The 20,824-nt window shown below is 68.7% G+C and carries 21 protein-coding genes and 1 pseudogene; 15 read left to right on the top strand and 7 right to left on the bottom strand.

Features of this window, described 5'->3' with window-relative positions:
• Positions 1-59 precede the first annotated feature (59 nt).
• From ASC95_RS32320 to cfa, 4 genes are all read left to right on the top strand, one after another.
• Positions 60-1,778, top strand: a complete 1,719-nt coding sequence (locus tag ASC95_RS32320) for a methyl-accepting chemotaxis protein (protein WP_082567498.1) — start codon at positions 60-62, stop codon at positions 1,776-1,778.
• 39 nt (positions 1,779-1,817) lie between these two features.
• Positions 1,818-2,732, top strand: coding sequence for a dihydrodipicolinate synthase family protein (locus tag ASC95_RS05455; protein WP_057296704.1), 915 nt, complete (start codon positions 1,818-1,820; stop codon positions 2,730-2,732).
• Positions 2,729-3,664 carry a 4-hydroxyproline epimerase gene (locus tag ASC95_RS05450; RefSeq protein ID WP_057296703.1) on the top strand — a complete coding sequence of 312 codons (936 nt, stop codon included), beginning with the start codon at positions 2,729-2,731 and terminating at the stop codon, positions 3,662-3,664. The genes ASC95_RS05455 and ASC95_RS05450 overlap by 4 nt, the downstream gene beginning before the upstream one ends.
• A 115-nt stretch (positions 3,665-3,779) precedes the next feature.
• Positions 3,780-4,985 (top strand): cyclopropane fatty acyl phospholipid synthase, encoded by a 1,206-nt coding sequence (cfa, locus tag ASC95_RS05445; protein WP_057297063.1) that lies wholly within the window; start codon positions 3,780-3,782, stop codon positions 4,983-4,985.
• A gap of 37 nt (positions 4,986-5,022) precedes the next feature.
• On the opposite strand, the gene ASC95_RS05440 is transcribed toward cfa, so the two are convergent.
• Together ASC95_RS05440 and ASC95_RS05435 are read right to left on the bottom strand one after the other, a co-directional pair.
• Complete coding sequence (locus ASC95_RS05440; protein WP_057296702.1) at positions 5,023-5,784, bottom strand: hypothetical protein; 762 nt, start codon at positions 5,782-5,784, stop codon at positions 5,023-5,025.
• Positions 5,785-5,808: 24 nt separating this feature from the next.
• Positions 5,809-6,552, bottom strand: a complete 744-nt coding sequence (locus ASC95_RS05435; RefSeq protein ID WP_057296701.1) for a YoaK family protein — start codon at positions 6,550-6,552, stop codon at positions 5,809-5,811.
• 64 nt (positions 6,553-6,616) lie between these two features.
• Between ASC95_RS05435 and ASC95_RS05430 the strand changes: the two genes are divergently transcribed.
• The 9 genes and pseudogenes from ASC95_RS05430 (at position 6,617) to ASC95_RS05395 (ending at position 17,064) form a co-directional block, all read left to right on the top strand.
• Positions 6,617-6,793, top strand: a complete 177-nt coding sequence (locus ASC95_RS05430) for a ribbon-helix-helix protein, CopG family (RefSeq protein WP_057296700.1) — start codon at positions 6,617-6,619, stop codon at positions 6,791-6,793.
• 134 nt (positions 6,794-6,927) lie between these two features.
• Positions 6,928-8,379 carry a peptide MFS transporter gene (locus tag ASC95_RS05425; protein ID WP_057296699.1) on the top strand — a complete coding sequence of 484 codons (1,452 nt, stop codon included), beginning with the start codon at positions 6,928-6,930 and terminating at the stop codon, positions 8,377-8,379.
• 193 nt (positions 8,380-8,572) lie between these two features.
• A complete protein-coding gene (locus ASC95_RS31670; RefSeq protein ID WP_235537698.1) occupies positions 8,573-9,709 on the top strand; it encodes a CHASE3 domain-containing protein in 1,137 nt (378 codons plus the stop codon).
• Positions 9,706-11,949 carry an EAL domain-containing protein gene (locus tag ASC95_RS05420; protein WP_235537697.1) on the top strand — a complete coding sequence of 748 codons (2,244 nt, stop codon included), beginning with the start codon at positions 9,706-9,708 and terminating at the stop codon, positions 11,947-11,949. Before ASC95_RS31670 ends, ASC95_RS05420 begins: the two co-directional genes overlap by 4 nt.
• 40 nt (positions 11,950-11,989) lie before the next feature.
• Positions 11,990-13,219 carry a cyanophycinase gene (locus ASC95_RS05415; protein ID WP_057296698.1) on the top strand — a complete coding sequence of 410 codons (1,230 nt, stop codon included), beginning with the start codon at positions 11,990-11,992 and terminating at the stop codon, positions 13,217-13,219.
• A 99-nt stretch (positions 13,220-13,318) separates the two neighbouring features.
• A complete protein-coding gene (locus ASC95_RS05410) occupies positions 13,319-14,398 on the top strand; it encodes a substrate-binding domain-containing protein (RefSeq protein WP_157255962.1) in 1,080 nt (359 codons plus the stop codon).
• Positions 14,399-14,528: 130 nt separating this feature from the next.
• A pseudogene (locus ASC95_RS05405) lies at positions 14,529-15,074 on the top strand (DUF1003 domain-containing protein); the annotation flags it as partial.
• A 434-nt stretch (positions 15,075-15,508) separates the two neighbouring features.
• On the top strand, positions 15,509-16,243 hold the full coding sequence (locus ASC95_RS05400) for a Crp/Fnr family transcriptional regulator (RefSeq protein WP_057296697.1): 735 nt from the start codon (positions 15,509-15,511) through the stop codon (positions 16,241-16,243).
• Positions 16,244-16,299: 56 nt separating this feature from the next.
• Positions 16,300-17,064, top strand: coding sequence for a Crp/Fnr family transcriptional regulator (locus ASC95_RS05395; RefSeq protein WP_082567496.1), 765 nt, complete (start codon positions 16,300-16,302; stop codon positions 17,062-17,064).
• 73 nt (positions 17,065-17,137) lie between these two features.
• Here the strand turns inward: ASC95_RS05395 and ASC95_RS05390 are convergent, their stop codons facing one another.
• Together ASC95_RS05390 and ASC95_RS32315 are read right to left on the bottom strand one after the other, a co-directional pair.
• Positions 17,138-17,602, bottom strand: a complete 465-nt coding sequence (locus ASC95_RS05390; protein WP_057296696.1) for a fasciclin domain-containing protein — start codon at positions 17,600-17,602, stop codon at positions 17,138-17,140.
• Positions 17,603-17,685: 83 nt separating this feature from the next.
• On the bottom strand, positions 17,686-18,522 hold the full coding sequence (locus tag ASC95_RS32315; protein ID WP_057297062.1) for a beta/gamma crystallin-related protein: 837 nt from the start codon (positions 18,520-18,522) through the stop codon (positions 17,686-17,688).
• A 194-nt stretch (positions 18,523-18,716) separates the two neighbouring features.
• Here ASC95_RS32315 and ASC95_RS05380 point away from each other — a divergent pair, with 194 nt between their 5' ends.
• On the top strand, positions 18,717-19,577 hold the full coding sequence (locus ASC95_RS05380; RefSeq protein WP_057296695.1) for a DUF6544 family protein: 861 nt from the start codon (positions 18,717-18,719) through the stop codon (positions 19,575-19,577).
• Between the two features lie 14 nt (positions 19,578-19,591).
• On the opposite strand, the gene ASC95_RS30385 is transcribed toward ASC95_RS05380, so the two are convergent.
• Complete coding sequence (locus ASC95_RS30385) at positions 19,592-19,744, bottom strand: hypothetical protein (RefSeq protein WP_157255961.1); 153 nt, start codon at positions 19,742-19,744, stop codon at positions 19,592-19,594.
• 191 nt (positions 19,745-19,935) lie between these two features.
• Between ASC95_RS30385 and ASC95_RS05375 the strand changes: the two genes are divergently transcribed.
• The gene (locus ASC95_RS05375) at positions 19,936-20,223 is read left to right on the top strand and encodes a BON domain-containing protein (protein WP_082567495.1); all 288 of its coding nucleotides are present in this window, start codon (positions 19,936-19,938) and stop codon (positions 20,221-20,223) included.
• 23 nt (positions 20,224-20,246) lie between these two features.
• Here ASC95_RS05375 and ASC95_RS29740 read toward each other — a convergent pair whose 3' ends face one another.
• Both ASC95_RS29740 and ASC95_RS05370 read right to left on the bottom strand, forming a co-directional pair.
• Positions 20,247-20,405, bottom strand: coding sequence for a DUF3309 family protein (locus ASC95_RS29740; RefSeq protein ID WP_082532942.1), 159 nt, complete (start codon positions 20,403-20,405; stop codon positions 20,247-20,249).
• Positions 20,406-20,439: 34 nt separating this feature from the next.
• Positions 20,440-20,661 carry a hypothetical protein gene (locus ASC95_RS05370; RefSeq protein ID WP_157255960.1) on the bottom strand — a complete coding sequence of 74 codons (222 nt, stop codon included), beginning with the start codon at positions 20,659-20,661 and terminating at the stop codon, positions 20,440-20,442.
• Between the last annotated feature and the right edge of the window lie 163 nt (positions 20,662-20,824).

Here is a 20,824-nt window from a genome sequence, read left to right as displayed (position 1 = left end):
TCGGGTTCGATCAAGAAGCCCAGGCCGGTCAGGGAGCGTCACCCACAAGGAGACCCACCATGAACCTCCTCACGCGCCTGCGGATCGGCCAGCGTCTCGGTCTGGCTTTCGCCATCTCCATCGCCTTCACCGTGTTGCTGGCTGCCTATGCGCGAACGGCGCTCCTTGGCATCGACCACGAGCTCGAGGTGATGGTCGAAGACCGGATGGTCAAGGTCGAGCAGCTCGAACAGATCAAGGACAACGTCAACATCAACGCACTGGCCGTGCGCAATGTGCTGCTGCTGTCTGATGCCGAGGGCAAACGCAAGCAGTTGGGCGATGTCGACGCCGCTGCCAAACGCACGGCCGAGCTGTTCGAGAAGCTCGAAGCCAGCGTGCCCCCAGGGCGTGGGCGCGAAATATTGGGCGGCGTCGTGCAGGCCAGGCAGCTGTTCGTGGCCTCGGTGCGCAGGGTCATCGATCTGGGCCTGAAGGACGACACCGAGAAGGCCCGCAACCTGCTGCTCAGCGAGACGCATCAGCTGCAGCTCAAGTATTTCGAGCAGCTCGACGCGCTGATCGCCTATCAGAAGGACTTGATGCACGCCGCGGCCGCCTCGGCGAATGCGACTGTCGACTTTGCCGGCATCGCGGTCATCGTCGCGGCCACTGCCGCGCTGGCCCTCGGCGTGTCCATGGCCCTGCTGATCACCCGCTCGGTGGTAGGCCCGATCCGCCAGGCCGTCGCCGCCGCCGAAACCGTGGCCTCGGGCGACCTGCGCCTGCATCTGTCCACCGACCGCTCAGACGAGGCCGGCCAGTTGCTCAATGCACTGCAGCGCATGAACGACTCCCTGGTGGGCATCGTCGGCGCGGTGCGCGGCAATGCCGAGAGCGTCGCCACGGCCAGCGGCCAAATTGCCCAGGGCAACGCCGACCTGAGCCAGCGCACCGAACAGCAGGCCAGCAACCTGCAGGAGACCGCAGCCTCGATGGAGGAGCTGAGCGCTACGGTCAAGCACAACACCGACACCGCCCACCAGGCCGCGCAGCTGGCAGGCAGCGCGGCTCGCGTGGCCGAGAGCGGCGGCCAGGTCATGGGCCAGATGGTGTCCACCATGGACGAGATCACGACCAGCTCGAAGAAGATTTCCGACATCATCGGCGTCATCGACGGCATCGCCTTCCAGACCAACATCCTGGCGCTGAACGCGGCGGTCGAGGCGGCACGGGCCGGCGAGCAGGGGCGCGGTTTCGCCGTCGTGGCCGGAGAGGTGCGGGCCCTGGCACAGCGCAGCGCCCAGGCCGCGCGGGAGATCAAGGCGCTGATCGGCGCCAGCGTCGAACGTGTCGAGGCCGGCAACAAGCTGGTGGGCGAGGCCGGCAGCACCATGGACGAGGTCGTTGGCCAGGTGCGCCGCGTGGCAGACCTGATCAGCGAGATCAGCGCCGCCAGCAGCGAGCAGGGAAAGGGCATCGGCCAGATCGGCGATGCCGTCAACCAGCTCGACCAGGTCACGCAGCAGAACGCTGCCCTGGTGGAGGAGAGCGCGGCGGCCGCCGAGAGCCTGCGTATCCAGGCCGGCCAGCTGGCCGAGACGGTGGCGGCCTTCAAGCTCGACGCCGTCAACGCGGCCCGTCCGGCTGCGGCGCCCGTCAGCCGGGCCAGGACTGCCAGCGTGGCCAGGCCGGCGCCCGCGCGCCCGGCGAAGGCGCGCGCGGTGGCGCCCAGGGCTGCTGCGGTTCCAGCCGCCGTTGCGGTGGCCGCCGACGGCGACGACTGGACGTCGTTCTAGTTGAGCGAACATGGGGCTCCCCATCCAGGAGCCCCAGAGATGCACAACGTCCCCTGGCGCGGCGTCTTCCCCGCCGTCACCACCAAGTTCCATGCCGACGAAAGCCTCGACTTCACAGGCACGGCACGCCACATCGACTTCCAGATCCGCAACGGCATCCATGGCGTCGTCTGCTGCGGCTCGCTGGGCGAAGCCAGCACGCTGACGCTGGACGAGAAGCTGGCCGTCGCCCGCTGCGCGCTGGATGCAGCCAACGGCCGCGTGCCGGTGCTGGCCACGGTGTCGGAGGCGAGCACCCGCGAAGCGCTGCGCTTCATCGAAGGCGCCAATGCCTTGGGCGTGGCCGGCTACATGGTCATGCCCTCGGTCATCTACGTGGCCGATGCGCGCGAGGCGATGGCCAATGTGCGCACCTATGCCCATGCCGCCCAGCGGCCGCTGATGGTCTACAACAACCCGGTCGCCTACCGCGTCGACCTCAAGCCCGAACACTTCGCCGAACTGGCCGACTGTGAACATGTCGCCGCCATCAAGGAAAGCAGCGGCGACGTGACCCGCATCACCGATCTGCGCAACCTGCTCGGTGACCGCTACCAGCTCTTCATGGGCGTGGACGATCTCGCCTTCGAGGGCCTGGCGCTGGGCTGCGACGGGCTGCTGGCCGGCGTCGGCTGCGCCTTCCCGCGCGAGACGGTGGCCCTGTTCAACCTGATGCAGGAAGGCCGCTGGGACGAGGCTCGCGCCATCTACCGCTGGATGACGCCGCTGCTGCACCTGGATGTGTCGACCAAGCTGGTGCAGAACCTCAAGCTCATCGACCTGCTGGTGGGCGTGGGCAGCGAGCACATGCGCCGGCCACGGCTGCCCGTCATCGGCGCCGAGCGGGAGCGCATCGAGGCCCTCGTCGCGAAGGCACTGGCGACACGGCCGGCTCATTGCCAGTCGCAACCATGAAGCGCATCCAGATCATCGACTCGCATACCGGCGGCGAGCCGACACGTGTGGTCATCGACGGCTTTCCCGATCTCGGCGCTGGCACCATGGCCGAGCGGCGCGAACTGCTGGCCCGCGAGCACGACCGCTACCGCCGTGCGACGCTGCTGGAGCCGCGTGGCAGCGAGGTCCTCGTCGGCGCCCTGCTCTGCCCGCCACAGGACCCGGCCCATACCGCCGGCGTCATCTTCTTCAACAACGCCGGCTACCTTGGCATGTGCGGCCACGGCACCATCGGCCTGATGGCGACGCTGGCCCACCTGGGCGGCATCGAAGCCGGCGAGCACACCATCGAGACGCCAGTGGGTCAGGTGCGGGCGACGCTGCACGCCGACGGGCGCGTCAGCGTACGCAACGTGCCGGCCTACCGCCTGGCAGCCGGTGTCAGCGTCAACCTGCCGACGGGCCAGACCGTGACGGGCGACATCGCCTGGGGCGGAAACTGGTTCTTCCTTTGTGCCGACCATGGCCAGGCCATCGCGCCCGCGCATGTCGCGGCACTGACCGACTACGCCGCCATGCTCGGCCAGGCCCTGCTGGACCAGGGCCACCGCGGCACGGACGGCGCCGTCATCGACCACATCGAGCTGTTTGCCGATGTCGACCCGGCGCTTGCCGACTCGCGCAGCTTCGTGCTGTGCCCCGGCCGCCAATACGACCGCTCGCCCTGCGGCACCGGCACCAGCGCCAAGCTGGCCTGCCTGGCCGCAGCCGGCAAGCTGACGGCAGGCGAGGTGTGGCGCCAGGCCAGCGTCATCGGCAGCGTCTTCGACGGCTGGTTCGAGAAGGACGGAGCAAGCATCGTCCCCACCATCCGCGGCCAGGCCTTCATCAGCGCCGAGGCCACGCTGCTGATCGCGCCAGATGACCCCTTCGGCTGGGGCCTGCCGTAGCGTCGACAGCGGCCCCGGCGATATCCCCGTGCTTTCGTGAGTCATTGAAACTTGGGGCTGCACCGCGGCGAAAGCGACGGCACACTGAGGGCGTCGTTGAAAGGAGTCGTTGCGCATGCCATCGGAGCAAGCCACGTTATCCCGCCCCGAGGGCCCCAAGCCGCAATCGGCACCGCAGCCGCCCCTTGTGTTGCGTGAACTGCTGGCGCGCGCCGACGTGCAGATCAACGGCACACGGCCCTGGGACATGCGCGTCAACGATGCCCGCTCCTACCGCCGCATCCTGACGCAATGGTCGCTGGGCGCCGGTGAGGCCTATGTCGATGGCGACTGGGACTGCGAGCGCCTGGACATGATGTTCGAGCGCCTGCTGCGCGCCCAGCTCGACCGCACCGCACCGGCCTCGGCACGCTGGAAGCTGCTGCTGGAGAGCCTGCGCCATCGCCTGTTCAATCTGCAGAGCGAGGCACGTGCCCACCAGGTGGGCGAGCACCATTACGACGCCGGCAACGATGTCTTTGAAGCCATGCTGGACTCGCGCATGATCTATTCCTGTGCCTACTGGGAGCATGCCGAGGACCTGGAGCAGGCTCAGGCGCACAAGCTGGAGATGATCTGCCGCAAGCTCGAACTGAAGCCCGGCGAGACGCTGCTGGACATCGGCTGCGGCTGGGGCGGCCTGGCGCGCTTTGCGGCCGAGCGCTTCGGCGTGCGCGTCACCGGCATCACCGTCAGCAAGGAACAACTGGCCCTGGCCGAGAAGCGTTGCGAAGGCCTGCCCGTCACGCTGCTGCTGCAGGACTACCGCTCGTTCCAATGCGCCGATGACCGCCGCTTCGACAAGATCGTCTCGGTCGGCATGTTCGAGCACGTGGGGCTGAAGAACTACGGCGTCTACTTCGACACCGCCCGCCGGCTGCTGGCGCCGGACGGCCTCTTCCTGCTGCACAGCATCGGCGTGGACCAGCGCGCGCCACATACCGACCCCTGGATCGAGCGCTACATCTTCCCCAACGGCAAGCTGCCCTCGCCCGTCGAGCTGGCCGGCGCGCTGGAGGGCCGCTTCATCATCGAGGACTGGCACAACTTCGGCCCCGACTATGACCGCACGCTGATGAGTTGGGCCGAGCGTTTCGAGGCGGCCTGGCCGCAACTTGCCGCCCGCTACGACGAAGGCTTCCGGCGCATGTTCCGCTACTACCTGCTGAGCTGCGCCGGCTTCTTCCGCTCCCGCCAGGGCCAGCTGTGGCAGCTGGTGCTGAGCCGGCCGGAACGGCGCGGCGTGTATCGCTCCGTCAGGCCGGCATCACCGCCCCGCTGACTGCAGGGCGGCATCCAGACGTTGCCCGGCCTCTGGCTCAGCCGCCCTCGCGCTGGCGTTGCAGCGTAGCGGCGACATTGGCAAACGCCGGCAGGAGTTCGTCCCAGGCTTGGCGAGCAAGCGGCCGCGGCTTGCGCATCGCGCCGGCCTGCGAGGGCGCCCGCAGCGCGCGCCGGCCAGCGAAGGCGACGGTATTGCTGCATTCCTTGTCGCCCACCAGCAGGACCTCGCCATCGAAGGCACGCTCCAGGCGGGCCACATGGCGCTGGAACTCGGGGTGGGCGGTGTGCAGGTTGACCACCAGCAGGCCGTCTTCGCGCAGCGCCGTGCGGCAGTCGTCGTAGAAGGCCTGCGAGCACAGCGCCGGCGGCTGGCCTTCATGGTCGAAGCCGTCCACCAGCAGCACGTCCAGCCGGTCCTGCGTGTTGCGCACGAAGTCGGCCCCGTCGCCGCGCCGCACGCGCAGGCGCGCATCGTCCGGTGGCACCTGGAACTGCTCGCGCAACGCGATGACGTGGGGGTTGATCTCGACGACCTCGATGCGCGTGTCCGGCAGCTGACGATGGCAGAACTTGGCCATGGAACCCCCACCCAGCCCGATCATGGCCAGCGTCTCGGGCCGCGGCACGAACAGCAGAAAAGCCATCATCGTGCGCGTGTAGGCCAGGTCCAGCGCATGGGGGTGCTGCACCTTCATGCGGCTCTGGATTTCGCAGATCGTGAAATGCATGGCCCGGGTATCCAGCGTCTCGTAGACGAAGGGCTTGACGAACTGGTGGGAGTCGGCGGTGTCGGGCATGGTGTGGGTGAGAGGCAGCGGCGTTCAGGCGCGCTGCAGGTCATTGATCAACGGCGGCGAGGCCATCAGCACCAGCAGCAGCGCGATGGGCAGGGTGGCCGAGAAACCGAAGTGCTTGAAGGCCAGCGCGCCGACGAGGCCGCCGACGAAGAACAGGCCCAGCACCACGCTGTGGATGAAGAGCTTGTCGCGGTTGGCGCGAACGAAGTGCACCGAGTCGGGCGACGTGCTGCGGTTCCAGTACAGCAGCCGGCCCAACTCGATGCCCAGGTCGGTCACGACGCCCGTCATGTGGGTGGTGCGGATCTCGGCCTGGGAGATCTTGGTCACGATGGCGTTCTGCAGGCCCATGATGAAGCACAGCAGCAGCACGGCGGTCGGCACCAGCAGGTTGGCCAGCGTGTCGAGATGGGCGCCCACCAGGCCGAACGCCAGCAGCAGCACCGCCTCCAGCAGCAGGGCCAGCGCGTACTTGCTGTGCATGTGGCGCCGACGCGCCCAGTTGATGAGCAGAGCCGTGCAGGCCGCTCCCGCCATGAAGGCCAGCAGCGATGCCAGCCCCGCCAACGCCAGCGCAAACCCGCCGGTGGCGAGATCGTCGGCCACGCCGGAGATCACGCCCGTCATGTGGGAGGTGTAGCGCTGCACGGCCAGGAAGCCGCCCGCGTTGACCGCCCCGGCCACGAAGGCCAGCACCGCGCCGAGCTGCCGGTTGGCCGACCGCGTGCGGTGCCGGCCGGTGAGGCGGTGCAGGAAGCTGATGGTCACAACGCTAATTTAGTTTGAATTCAATATGATTGCAATTATCATTTAATGAACATAAGGAGCCGGCATGGAACAAAAGACCGCTCGTCTGACGGTGCTGATCGATCCGGACAAGAAGAAGGCCTTCGAGACCTTGTGCGCTCAGCAGGATCAGACACCCTCGCAGGTGGTGAGGCGCCTGATTCGCGACTACCTGGCCGCGCATGGCGTGGACTACAAGCCGGACGCGGCGGCGTCTCGCTGAGCCGAGCGGTGCGTCGGGGCCGTGCCTGCGGCGGCTCAGTCGTCGCCGCGGTCGGCCGCCCGGCCCGGTGAATTCCTGTCCGCGGGATGACACCCAGGCGAACCTTGCCTTCGCGCCAGGACAATCCGCGCCCCATGAGCCGACTCCAACAACTCCAGGCACGCATTCCCGAAGGGTCTGCCGTGCTGTTCCTGATCCAGGTTTTCGCGACGCTGGGTTTCGCAGTCCTGCAGTTCACGCTGACGCTGTACACGACGCGACATCACGGATTCACCAGCGAACAGGCCGCACTGATCACCGGCGTGTTCGGCGCCTTCAACTACGGGCTGCACCTGTTCGGCGGCTACCTGGGCGGGCGTTTCCTGAGCAACCGCAACCTGTTCGTGGGCGGCATGCTGCTGCAGGTGCTGGGCTGCGGCACCGTCGCTGGCGGCAGCCTGGAAGGCCTGTACTGGGGCATGGCCCTGTTCCTGACCGGCAGCGGCCTGAACGTGACCTGCGTCAACATGATGCTGACGCAGCGCTTCACGCCCGAGGACAACCGCCGCGAGGCCGCCTTCCTGTGGAACTACGCCGGCATGAACGTCGGCTTCTTCATCGGCTTCACGGTCTCGGGCGTGTTCCAGCTCAGTGAGGACTACCCGTCGTTGTTCTGGTTCGCGACGCTGGGCAATGCCGCCGCCATCGCTGTGGCGCTGGTCTTCTGGCGCACGCTGGCCGACCGCAACACGCCGCTCGCCCACCGCCGTGGCCTGGCCTTCTGGGGCCGCTTCGCCGCCGGCGCCGCCGTGCTGGTGGGGCTGGTGCCGCTGCTGGTCTGGCTGCTGAAGCAGCCGGGCGACACCGCCATCGGCATGAAGGCCTTCTGCGCCCTGGTGGCCATCGCCCTCGTCGTCATCACCGTGCGCCACCCGGTGCCGGCCGAGAAACAGCGCATGAAGGCCTATCTGGTGTTGACCCTGGGCTCGCTGGTGTTCTGGTCGCTCTACCAGATGGCACCCAACGGCCTGCAGCTCTACGCAGTGGGCAATGTGTTGATGAATGTCTGGGGCGTGCCCGTGGCGCCGCAGTGGGTGCAGAACATCAACACCGTCACCATCGTCATCGGCGGGCCGCTGCTGGCTGCCCTCTTCACCCGCTGGCGCGCCCGCGGCTGGCCGGTGGACATCCCGATGCAGTTCGCCGCCGCCCTGGTGCTGATGGGCCTGGGCTTTGGCGTGCTGCCCATCGGCATCCACTTCGCCGACACCACGGGGCGCTCGGACTTCTCCTGGCTCTTCCTCAGCTATGTGCTGCAGTCGGTGGGCGAACTGCTGATCTCGCCCATCGGCTACGCCATGATCGGGCGCCTGGCGCCCCGGCAGTACCAGGGCGTCATGATGGGCAGCTGGATGCTGGTGACGGGGCTGGCATCCCTCTTCGCCGGCGACTTCTCGGGCGTGGTGTCCCAGCCAGTGGATGGCTCGCCGCTGACGACGAATGCGGCCTACGCGACGCTGTTCACGCAGCTGGCCGTGGGCAGCCTGGCCACGGGCGCGGCGCTTTTTAGCCTCAGGCCCTGGCTGAGGCGCCTGATCGGCATCTGAAGCGCCATCATCTGCTTGCTACGGCCTGTCCAGCTTCGGCGCGCTGTTCAAACCGGTGACGCTGCGCATTGCGTCGGCGCGGCAACGGTGTAACGTCCTCTGGTGGCACCGTTAGGCCCGCCACTCGAGGGCGAGGACACCACGGCGCCCGTTGCGGCATCACTCGCTCCGGCAGGCCAGGGAGGCCAAGGACGTGTCTTTGCGCTCGAGCTTCGAAGCCAAGGTGCTGCTGGCATTCGGCACCGCCATGCTGGTCGTCCTGGTGCTTTTCGCCATCACCTGGCGCCTGGCAGACGGTGCCGCCGAGGCCGCGTTGCAGGTCGAGCAAACGCAGCAGGCGCTGCACGCGCTGGCCCAGGTGCGCACGACCACGCTGCAGGCCGAGCTCAGCACTCAGAATTTCCGCATCACGGGCGATGAGCAGCATCTGGCTGAGCGCGATACCGCACTGGCGCAACGCGAGCAGACGCTGCGGTCGCTGAAGCGCCTGACCCAGGGCGATCCGGCGCAGCAGGAGCGTTGGACGGCGCTGCGAACCGTCGTCAACGAGCGCATAGCCCTGACCCGGCAGATCGAGGCTGCGCGAAGAAACCAGGGCGCGGCGGTCGCCAGTGTCGTTGTCGCGGCGGCGCCCTTGAAGGAGACGCGGGTGCGCACGCACCGGCTGATTGACGCCATGGAGGCCGATGAACGCCTGCTGCTGGAGCAGCACAGCGCCGAGCGCGATCGCACGGGCCGGTTGATTCGTCCGCTGGGTGCCGCCGTGACGGCCCTCCTGCTGGCACAGCTCATCTCCACCTATCTGATCTTGCGCCGGCAGCTGCGTGCCGCGGCCGGCAGCCGCCGCGACCTGGAAGACAGCGAGGAGCGGCTGTCCATCACGCTGCGCTCCATCGGTGAAGCGGTCACGGCGACCGATGTGGACGGACGTGTCAGCCGCATGAACCCGGTGGCCGAACGCCTGACCGGCTGGCCATCCGATGAGGCCATCGGTCGGCCCGTGCACGTGGTGTTCCGCGCTACCGAAGGGGTCACCGGCTCGCCGCTGGGCTGCCCGGTCGGCGAGGTGCTGCAAAGCGGCGAGCCCCAGGTCAACGAAGGCGACGTGCTGTTGCTGGCACGCGGCGGCGACCGCTGCCCGATCGCCCTGAGCGCCACGCCCAAGCGCGACATGCAGGGCCGCCTGCGCGGCGCGGTGCTGGTGTTCCGTGACGTGACGCTGGAGCGGCAGGCCCAGCGCTCCATCGAGGCCCAGAACGCTGCGCTGGCCGAGCGCGTGCAGGAGCGCACCGCGCACTGCGCGAAAGCCAGGCCCATCTGCAAAGCGTGACGAGCAACGTGCCGGCGCTGATCGCCTACGTCGATGCCGAGCAGCACTACGTCTACGCCAACCAGCAGTACTGCGAGCGTTTTGCGCCGCAGCGGAGCGACATCGTCGGCAGCACGGTCAGCGACATCCTCGGCGAGGCTCGCTATGCCATCGCCGCGCCGTTGATCGACAAGGTGCTCCAGGGCGAAGCGCAGACCTACGACTGGGAGCCTTTCCCAGGTGTCTGGCAGGTGGTCAGCTACGTGCCCCAGCGCGATGCAGCGGAGCATGTCGTCGGCTACTACGTGATGGGCACCGACATCACCGAGCGCAAGCGCGCCGAGGCGAGGATCAACGCCCTCAACGGCGAGCTCTGGCAGCAGGTGCACGCCCTCGACCGCACCACCCGCGCACTGCGCACACTGAGCGCCGGCAACCGCACGATGCTGCGCGCCCGGGACGAGACCGAGCTGCTGAACAGCATGTGCCAGGCCATCGTCACCGCGGGCGGCTATGGCATGGGAGTCATCTGGTACCGGGCAGACGACGGCAGCGACGCCCTGCGGGCGGTGGCCGAATGCGGCAGGCGGGGCGCCCTGAAGCTCTTGCAGTCCGTCACCGTCAGCTGCGCGCCGGGTGAGTTCGGCGCCGGCGTGGCCGGCGTCGCGGTGCGCACGGGCCAGACGAGCACTGTGGCCGACATGGCCGCCGACCCAGCCTATGCCGCCTGGCGCCAGCACTTGTCGGGCTTTCGCTCTGCGCTGGGCTGCCCGCTGCGCGCGGGCGACACGGTCATCGGCGCCCTGACCATCTATCACGGCGAGCCCGACACCTTTGACGCCGATGAGGTCACGCTGCTGACGGAGTCCGCCGACGACCTGGCCTTCGGCATCGCCACGCTGCGCGCCGCCGCGGAGCAGCAGCGCGCGCAGGCGACGATGTACCGCCTGACCCATTTCGACGCATTGACCGGCCTGCCCAACCACACCCAGTTCGCTGCGGCTCTGGAGGCCGCCGTGGACACCGGTCATCGCGAGGGCCGGCCCTTCGTGGCGCTGCAGACCAACATCGATCGCCTGCGCGAAGTCAACGACGCGCTGGGCTTTGCCCATGGCGACGCGATGCTGCGCGAGTTTGCCGAGCGGCTGCGCGCGGCCGTCCCCGAAGGCGCCGTGGTCGCTCGCCTGCGCGGCGACGAGTTCGCCATCCTGATCCCTGGTGGCGACCGGGCCGCGGCGACGGCCCTGGCATTGCAGATGGACGAGTGCCTGGCCCTGCCTTTCGGGGTGGCCGACATCCCGCTGGACGTGTCCTTCAAGACCGGCATCGTGCTGTTCCCCGAGCACGGTGCAACGCCACATGACGTCTTCAGGCACATGGACATCGCGCTGCACCAGGCCAAGCAGCGCGGGGCCCGGCACGCCTTCTTCGACGCCCAGCGGCACCGGGACCAGCCCATCCGCCTGAGCATGGCGTCGGAACTCAAGCGCGCCATCGACGGCGATCAATTGCGCGTGTACCTGCAGCCCAAGGTCGACGTGCGCAGCGGCCGGGTCTGCGGCGCCGAGGCCCTGGTGCGCTGGCAGCATCCACAGCGCGGCCTGGTGCCGCCGCTGGAGTTCATCGAGCTGGCGGAGCACACCGGCCTGATCAAGCCACTGACCGAATGGATGCTGGAGTCGGTGCTGACGCTGAGCCGCGACTGGGCGGCTGCCGGCCGGGCGCTGCCCATCGCCGTCAACCTGTCGGCGCGCAATCTCCGCGATGAAGACCTGCTGGACCGCATCCGCCAGCAGCTGGCCCGCTTTGGCACTGCGCCGGGCCTGCTGGAGTTGGAAATCACCGAAAGCACGGTGATGGACGACGCCGAGTTTGCGCTGGGCGTGTTGCACGGGCTGCGCGGCCTGGGCATCCCGCTGCACATCGACGACTTCGGCACCGGCTATTCGTCGTTGAGCTATCTGCAGCGCCTGCCGGTCGAATGCATCAAGATCGACCAGTCGTTCGTGCGCGACATGTCAAGCAACAGGGACTCGGCTGCCATCGTGCGCTCCACCATCGACCTGGTGCACGACCTGGGCCGCCGCATCGTCGCCGAGGGCGTCGAGACGCAGGCGCACTGGGATCAGCTGGCCAGCCTGGGCTGCGACGTCATCCAGGGCTATCTCGTGTCGCGGCCCATGCCGGCCGCGGACTTCGGCGCCTGGCTGCAGGGCTATTCACCACTTCCAGGCTCGCCGACCGCTGCCGCCCGGGCCTGACCCGCTGGTTCAGCTGCCCCGGCGCTGACAAGATGGGCGCATGAGATTCCTTGCCGCCCTGCTCCTGTCTGCCGCGCTCGCGCTGAGCGCCACCGCTCACGCCGGCACCGCCATCGTCATCGGCGGCGCCCTGAAGAACGACAACGATGCCGTCTGGCAGCGCGTCGTCGATGAGTCCGGCGGCGCCGGCGCCCGCATCGCCGTGTTCGCCACGGCGGCCGCCAACCCGGAGCGCAGCGCCGGCCTCATCGTTGCCGCGCTGAACCGCCACGGCGCCAATGCCGAGGCCATTCCCGTTGCGCCGCGCCAGAAGGACATCGACCTGCAGGCCAACCTCAACGACCCGGTACTGATCGCCAAGGTCGCGGCCTCGAAAGCCGTGTTCTTCTCCGGTGGCGCGCAGGAGCACATCGTCGACACGCTGCAGCCCGGCGGCGAGCCAACGGCCATGCTGTTGGCCATCCGCCAGGTGTTCGATGGCGGCGGCGTCGTGGCCGGCACGAGCGCCGGCGCGGCCATCATGAGCCGCATGATGTTCCGCGACGCACCGGACAACATGCAGGTCCTCAAGGGCCAGTGGCGCGACAGGCGGGAGTTCGACCGCGGCCTGGGCTTCATCGGGCCGGACTTGTTCGTCGACCAGCATTTCCTCAAGCGCGGTCGCATCGGCCGCATGCTGCCAGCCATGCGGGCACTCGGCTATACGCTGGGCCTGGGCGTGGAAGAGAACACGGCGGCCGTCGTCAAGGGCAGCGAGGTCGAGATCGTCGGCGCGCGCGGTGCACTGCTGGTGGACCTGTCCGAGGCCAGCGCCGACACCAAGTTGCCGGCCTTCAACCTGCGTGGCGCGCTGATCAGCTACCTGGACCGCGGCGACCGCCACGACCTCAAGACCGGCGTCACGATACCCGCCGCACACAAGCTGCGCGAGCCCAAGATCGACCCGGCCGCGAGCGACTACAAGCCCTATCTGCAGAACGACAACTACTTCCTCGACATCCTGGCCGACAACACCATCGTCACGGCCATGGCCCAGCTGCTGGACGGCCGCGCGCCCGAGGTGCGTGGCCTGGCCTACCGCGCCAAACCCCGCCCCGGTGACCTCTCCCCCGAACTCGGCTTCGAGTTCCGTCTCTACAAGGGGCCCGGGCTCGTCGGCTGGTTCAGCGGCGCCCTCGGCGGCGAGGATTACACGGTGCTGAAGGCCCGCCTGGACGTCATCCCGGTGCGCATGGCCGCGCCGCTGTTCACGCCGCTGGTCGCGAATTGACGGTCGGGCAAGCACTGGCTCGCCGTCGGGCGACGTGATTTACCCCAGGTCCGGTGCTCAAGCGCGCATATCGGGCCATGGCACGTTAGGCTTGCGCCCATGGCTGCCCCTTCTCCCGAACCGCGTTCGGCGCCCCGCCTGCCGCCGCGGTGGCTGCGCCGCCCGGTGCTGATCCTGTTCGCTGCCTGCGCGGCCATGGCATCGGCAGCGCATGCCGAACCGCCCTCCGAGGCCCCGAAGCGGGTCGTCTTCCTGGCCCAGGACTTCCGCAACGGCGGCATCACCGCCGTCTACCGTGGCTTCGAGCAGGCCTGCCAGGAACTCGGCTGGACCTTGAGCGTCGTCAACGGCAAGGGCGACAAGGCGACGATCAGGCGTCAGTTCGACGAAGCCTTGCGCGCCGGCCCTGACGGCATCGTGCTGGGCGGCTTTGACGAAGCCGACATCGCCGACCGTCTGGCCCTGTCTTCGCGGCCTCTTCCCGTGCTGGTGGGCTGGCACGCGGCCCCGCGCCATGGGTCGACGCCCCATCTGTTCGCCAACGTCAGCACCGACCCCGCGGTCGTGGCCGACATGGCCGCGGCCTTGGTCGCCCAGCCCGGCGGTGCCCGGGCGGGCGTCGTCATCTTCAACGACAGCCGCTTCGACATCGCCAACGTCAAGACCCTGCGCATGCGCGAGGCCTTGTCGCGTTGCGCCTCATGCGAACTGCTCGCTGTGGAAGACCTGCCGATTTCGAACGCCTCCAAGGACATGCCGGCCGCGCTGGAGCGGCTGCATCGGCAGTTCGGCACGCGCTGGACCCATGTGCTGGCGATCAACGACGTCTACATGGACTCCATGCACTTCCCGCTGCTGGCCCTGGGCCGCCGCGACATCGTCGGCATCGCGGCCGGCGACGGCTCACGCACGGCACTGAGCCGCATCCGCTCGGGTCGCTCACAGCAGCTCGCGACCATCGCCGAGCCCACTGGCCAGCACGGCTGGCAACTGGCCGATGAGCTCAAGCGCGCCTTCGCCAGGCAGCCCCCCAGCGGCCGCGTCGCCCGCCCGATCGCCGTCACGACGGAGTTGCTGCGACAACTCGGGCAGTTGGAGGTCGATGACCTGCTGCCTTACCGGGCCGAGTACCGGCAGCAATGGTCGGTCAGCCCGCCGAGCGCGGCGAAAGCGCCGTAATAAGTGCCTAGAACCCCCTGGGATTCGGCCACCAGCGGCCCGGCCAGGCGCCCTCTTGTGTGCGCCAGCAGACGGTGCGCCGGCCAGGCCGCGGCCAGACTCGCCGTCGCCCCCAGCTTCCTCGCCCCCCATGTCGCTCCCGCCAGACGATGCCCACGACGCGCAGGCCACCGCCCTGCTGGGCCGGCCGTTTGCGGAGCTCGACGTGCGCGCGCAGCGCGTGGCCCGGCATATCGGCCTGCGCCAACCCATCACGCAGCACCCGGAAGCCGCTGCAGCCGTGCCATCGACCCGGGGCCAGCGCGCCGCCGATGCGGTCACCGCGTTTGGCGGCTCCTGGCTGTTCGTCGGCCTGTTCGCGGCCGTGATGCTGGTGTGGGTGGGCATGAACGTCGTGCTGCTGGCCGCACGAGGCCAGACCTTCGACCCCTATCCCTTCATCCTGCTCAACCTTTTCCTGTCCATGCTGGCGGCGGTGCAGGCGCCCATCATCCTGATGTCGCAGAACCGCCAGTCCGAGAAGGACCGCGTCACGGCAGGGCACGACTACGAGGTCAACCTCAAGGCCGAACTTGAAATCATGCTGCTGCACGACAAGCTGGATCAGTTGCGCCAGCAGCAATGGAGCGAACTGCTGGCGCTGCAGGCCGAACAGATGCGCCTGCTGGCCGCGCTGGCGGCCGGCCTGCCGGCCATGTGCGACACCGCACAGACGCCGGCGGCCTTGCCCTTGCAGCATGACGGCGCCGTCGGCCCCACGAACGAGCCTGGGAACCGTGCCTGGTTTGCCCAGCCGTAGCGCGGCGGCCGGCGGCGCCTCTGTGCGCTGGCGCACGGTCCTGCCCAACAGGCACCGTCAGCATCGACGTCTTTGCGGGAGTCAGCCCATGTACGTCGTCCAGCCACGCCCTAACGGCGTGGAGCCTCTGTTGCTGGCCTGCACGCCGGTGAGCACCTTCATCGACCCTCGGCTACCGCTGGCGCTGGCGCTGGCGCAATAAGGGCGACGCCCCCGCATGCCAGAAATGTTTATGTTCGCTGCTGCACACACGGCAGGCCAGGCGCTGGATAGAGTCACTGCTTCGAAAGCGCGCCAGCGCGGGAGGAAAGATGTCTGCACCGCCTGACGCCCTGGCCCCTCGCAGCAACCGCCTGCTGGCCGCCCTGCCTGGCGAGGAATGGGACCGCTGGGCCGACCAGCTGGAGTTCGTGCCATTGAAACTGGGCCAGGTCATCTACGAGTCCGGCCGGCCACAGAGCCATGTGTATTTCCCCACCACGGCCATCGTGTCGCTGCTCTATGTGCTGGAGGACGGCGCCTCGGCCGAAATCGCCGTGGTGGGCTACGAAGGCGTGGTCGGCGTATCGCTCTTCATGGGCGGCGAGACCACCCCGAGCCGTGCAGTGGTGCAAAGCGCCGGCGGCGCCTTCCGGCTGCGCGCGGCGGCCATCAAGGTGGAGTTCAACCGCTACGGCGTGGGCATGCACCTGCTGCTGCGCTACACGCAGGCGCTGCTGACGCAGATGGCGCAGACGGCGGTCTGCAACCGCCACCATCTGCTGGAGCAGCAGCTTTGCCGCTGGCTGCTGCTGAGCCTGGACCGCATTACCGGCGAGCAGCTGGTGATGACGCAGGAGCTGATCGCCAACATGCTGGGCGTGCGCCGTGAAGGCGTCACCGAGGCGGCGCTGAACCTGCAAAAGCTCGGCCTGATCGACTACGCGCGGGGCCACATCACCGTGCTGGACCGCCCGGGGCTGGAACAGCGCAGCTGCGAATGCTATGGCGTCGTCAAGCAGGAGTACGACCGGCTGCTGAACTGGCCGGCAATTCCCTTGCCCTGACCCTCAGCGTGTGCTGGCGCACAGCGGCAATCAACAAGTGATGTGCAGACTGGTGCATGACTGCCAACCAGTTGCTCGATCACCTGCCCGCCGCCGAGTTGCGGCGCCTGCTGGCGCAGAGCATTCAGGTGCCCTTGCGCAGCGGGCAGAAGCTCGGCACCCAGGACCAGCCTGCCCGCGTGCTGCTGTTCCCGCTACAGGGTTTCCTTTCGCTGGTCACACCCATGGAAGCTCACCCGCCGCTGCAGGTGGGCATGGTGGGCTGCGAGGGCGTGGTGGGCGCGCAATTGCTGCTGGGCGTGGCTGCCAGCCCGGTGAGCGTGATGGTGCAAGAGGACGGCCAGGCCTGGAGCCTGCCCGCCGCTGCGCTGCGCCGCCAGTTGCCCGACAGCCCGGGGCTGCGCCGGCTGCTGACGCGCTATCTGCTGGTGCAGCTGAGGCTTTCAGCAACGGCCGCGGGCTGCCTGCACTTCCATGCCCTGCAGGCGCGGCTGGCACGCTGGCTGCTGATGGGGCAGGACCGGGCGCGGGGCGACGGCTTCGCGGTCACGCAGGAAGGCATGGCCCATCTGCTGGGCGTGCGGCGCGTCGGCGTCACGGTTGCGGCGGGCGCGCTGCAGGAGGCCGGCCTGATCCGCTACCACCGGGGCTGGGTCACGGTCAGCGACCGCGCCGGCCTGGAGGCGGCGGCCTGCGGCTGCTATGCGCAGGACCGGGCGAGCTACCGCGCTGGCATGAAATTCCCCCCTGGAAACGGCGCTCCGCACGCTGACGAACATGCGCCGATGGCCGCGTTATCCGCAAGCCACGTCGCCCCATGACGCTGCGGAGTTCCCTCATGAGGCCACGCATCCCGCAACTGCGCCGGCGGCACTGCGGCGAAGCCGGGGCGGGTCAGCTTGCGGCCGGCATCAGCACGGTGTCGATCACATGGATGACGCCATTGGTGGCCTCGATGTCGCGCTCGACGGCGCGGGCCTTGTTCACGCGCAGGCCGGCCGGGGTCATGTCGATGGCCAGGTCTTCGCCTTGCAGCGACTTCAGCGTGGCGGGCTGGCTGCCCGCCGCAGCGGCCTTCACATGGCCCGCCACCACGTGCAGCAGCAGGATGGCCGTCAGCCTGGCCTTGCTCTCGGGCTTGAGCAGGTCGACCAGCTCGTTCCTGGCGAGCCTATCGAAGGCCTTGTCGTTGGGCGCGAAGAAGGTGTAGGGGCCCGCGCCGTCGAGCATGTCGGCCAGGCCGGTGGCCTTGACGGCCGCCATCAGGTGCTTGAAGTGGCCGGTCCGGTGGAGCGTGGCCAGCAGGTTGTCCTGCAGGGCGGCCTTGCTCGGGTTGTGGGTGACGACGGCAGCAATCATGAGCGCTTTCTGGTGGAGGGATGCATGCAAATGCTGCCCCTCAGGATTGCCGGGGTCTGTGCGCTGGAGCACCCGCCCGCGGATCAGGCGCGCGGCTCGCCGTTGGCATTGACCGTCACGGTGGCGCCGGGCGGCGTGGCAACCTGCATGTGGTGCTGCTGGCCGCGGAAGTTGTAGGTCACGTCCCAGTAGGCGGGGTTCTGCGCAACCGGCCGGTCATCGCAGCGCTGCACGTCGCGGGTCACCACCGATTCGCCACTGTTGTTGCGGCCGATGTTGTTGCCCACCACGCCACCGGCCACTGCACCGCCGGCCGTGGCCAGCACGCGCCCCGTGCCGCCGCCGACCTGATGGCCGAGGATGCCGCCAATGACCGCGCCGATGACGGTGCCGGGCACGTTGACGTCGCTGCGGCGGCCGTCGCCGACCTGCTCACGCTCCGTCCAGCAGCGCCGCTGGCCGGACTCGCCGTAGATCGCCCGCACATCGCTCACGGTCGCCTGGTACAGGCGCTCGCGGTCGCGGCGGCGGTAGTCGGCCGGCACGCTCGGGTAGGGCGCATAGCTCAGCTCGTCATCGCGGGCATTGCGCTGCACGGCGCGCACCGACGAGATCTGCTCGTCCAGCCCCATGGCTTCGAGCGACGGGTACTGGCCGGGTCGCAGCACGCGGCAACGGCCCGAATAGCGCTGGTCCACGCAGACCTCCCAGCGCTGGCTGCGCACCACTACCGACGAGGCCCTGTCGTTGAAGTTGTTGCTCCTGAAATTGCTGACGCTGCCGTTACTGGTCATGGAGCGGCCCTGGAAGTTGGCCTGCTCATAAAAGGTGATCTGCGCCAGCGCGGACGTGCTGGCCGAAAGGGCCAGCAGCAGGCCAAGGGCGTTGCGGCGCAGGGAGTGTGTTTGGGGGGTATGCATGGCGTTCTCCGGTGTCGGGGCGAGGCCCGTGAGGAAAGTCTGTGCCGTGTCGGGCAACCCGTCTGTACGGTGGCGGACTCAGCGACGTTGGTGCGCTGACGCGTGAACGCCCCTGCGTTCGGCAGCGCACAGACCGTCGGCGCCAGGCTCGGGGAGCCTTGCGACCCGTCACCCGAAGAACCCGCAAACACCACATGGACTGGCTACCCGCCGCTTTTGCCCTTCTCGCCGCCCTGGCCGTCGCGATCACGCTGCTGGGAGCGCGTCGCCAGCGCCGCTGGCGCTCACAGTCCAGCGCTCTGATCGCCAAGCTCAATGCCGAGCCGGGCCCGGCGGGCGTCACCCATTTCGACCCCGCGGAGCTCATCCATCTGCCGGCACCGGTGCAGCGCTATCTGCGCATCGCGCTGACCGCCGGCCAGCCACTGGTGCGCGGCGTGAGGTTGACGCAGAGCGGCTTCCTCAACCTGTCGCCCGCCGGCGACCGTTGGCAGCCCTTCACGGCCGAGCAGCAGGTCGCCACGCGCGGGCCGGGCTTTCTTTGGAATGCCCGTGTCGGGCTGTTCTCCGGCCTGAGCGTGCGCGTGCAGGACAGTTACTTGGCCGGCGCGGGCCTGCTGCATGCGGCCCTGCTTGGCGTGCTCGACATGGCTCACCAGCAAGGCGGGGGCGAGCTGGCGCGCGGGGAGCTGATGCGCTTCCTGGCCGAGGCGCCCTGGTACCCCACGGCCCTGCTGCCCAGCCAGGGCGTGAGCTGGGCGGCGGTGGACGCGCGCCAAGCCGATGCCACGCTGGCCGACGGCGCCGTCTCCGTGACGCTGCGCTTCAAGTTCGGCGATGCCGGCCTGGTGGACACGGTGCGCGCCGAGGCGCGCGGGCGCAAGATGGGCCGGATGATTGAAATGGCCCCCTGGGAAGGGCGCTGGAAGGAGTGGACGACCCGCGACGGCATGCGCGTGCCTCTGGCCGGCGAGGTGGCCTGGCTGCTGCTCAGCGGGCGCCAGACCTATTGGCGCGGACGCCTGGGCAAGCTGCGCTACCGCTTCAGCGCTTGATGGAAGGCTGGCGTTCATCGCGACCCCTTCTGGCCCTTGCGGCCGGCGTGCTTGTGACGCTCGGGCATGTGGGTCGACGGCTTGGGCAATTCGGGCTTGATATCCAGCACGGGCGGATGGCCGACGGGTTCCGCGGGCTTGTTCTTGGCCTTCATCGACTGCTTCATGGGGTGCTCCGACATTGAAGTCCAGGCGACGAAGGATTTCTTGCCGGGACTGCCGAGACCTTAGGGCAGCCGCGCGCGCTTGACTGTGCGGCAGCGCACCCGTGGCATGCCGCCGCGCTGCGTGCGCCGCCGCACAGACCCGCCGCGGCGTGCACACCCAAGCTCCCAGTGCCCTTGCTGCACAGGCCCCCATGAAAGCAGAGCCACAGCGCCGTCCGCCCGCGATGCCCGCACCCAGCGATGCCGATCTCGCCTATATGGCGCAGGCGGCATTGACGTGGAACCCATCCCTGCCCCCGGGCGGGGTCCGGGCCCGCGTTGAAGCCGGCTGGCTGACCTTGTCGGGTGAAGTGCGCTGGCACTGCCAGCGCCAGGACGCGGTCAACTGCGTGCGCCATCTGCCGGGAATTGCCGGCGTCAACAACTGCATCACGGTGCAACCGTCAGCGACGCACGCACCCTTCAGGGGCGCTACCTGAAGCGTGCAAGGCATGGCGCGCGCCTACAACCGGCCCATCAGCCAGAGCACGATGAGGATCAGCAGCAGCAAGCCGATGCCGCCCGAGGGCATATAGCCCCAGCTGCGGCTGTGCGGCCAGGTCGGAAAGGCGCCGACCAGCAGCAGGATCAGCACGATCAAAAGAATGGTTGAGATGCTCATGACGTTCTCCTTGAGCGAAGGCGCTCGGCCTGATTCATGCCGACGCCGCCGAAGCGGCGGGTGTCACGACGACAACGGCGGCGGCGCCTGCTTTGCCGGCCTCGCCCGTGGCGCCGGTGGCCCCGGGTGGCCCCGGTTCGCCCGCAGGGCCGGGGGCGACGATGACCGTGGGCGGTGGTTCATTGCGCTGGCAACCGCCCAGCAGCAGCGTCAGCATGGGCAAGCACAGGACCAGCGCTGTTGAGCGTGAAGACATGAAGATTCCTTTGCGACAGACCACACCGGGAGGTGCTCCAGCGCAAGGTAGCCACGCGCTGCGGTCGTGTCGGTGCGGTAGCGCACCAGGGGTGCACCGGCAGTTCGGACTACCCCGTTGCCGGCCCGCCGGTATGTAAGCGGCTCAACGTCCTACAGCCACG

This window comes from Pelomonas sp. Root1217, from assembly GCF_001425705.1.
Classification (GTDB): domain Bacteria; phylum Pseudomonadota; class Gammaproteobacteria; order Burkholderiales; family Burkholderiaceae_C; genus Pelomonas.
This window is presented reverse-complemented; position numbering and strand designations above follow the sequence as displayed.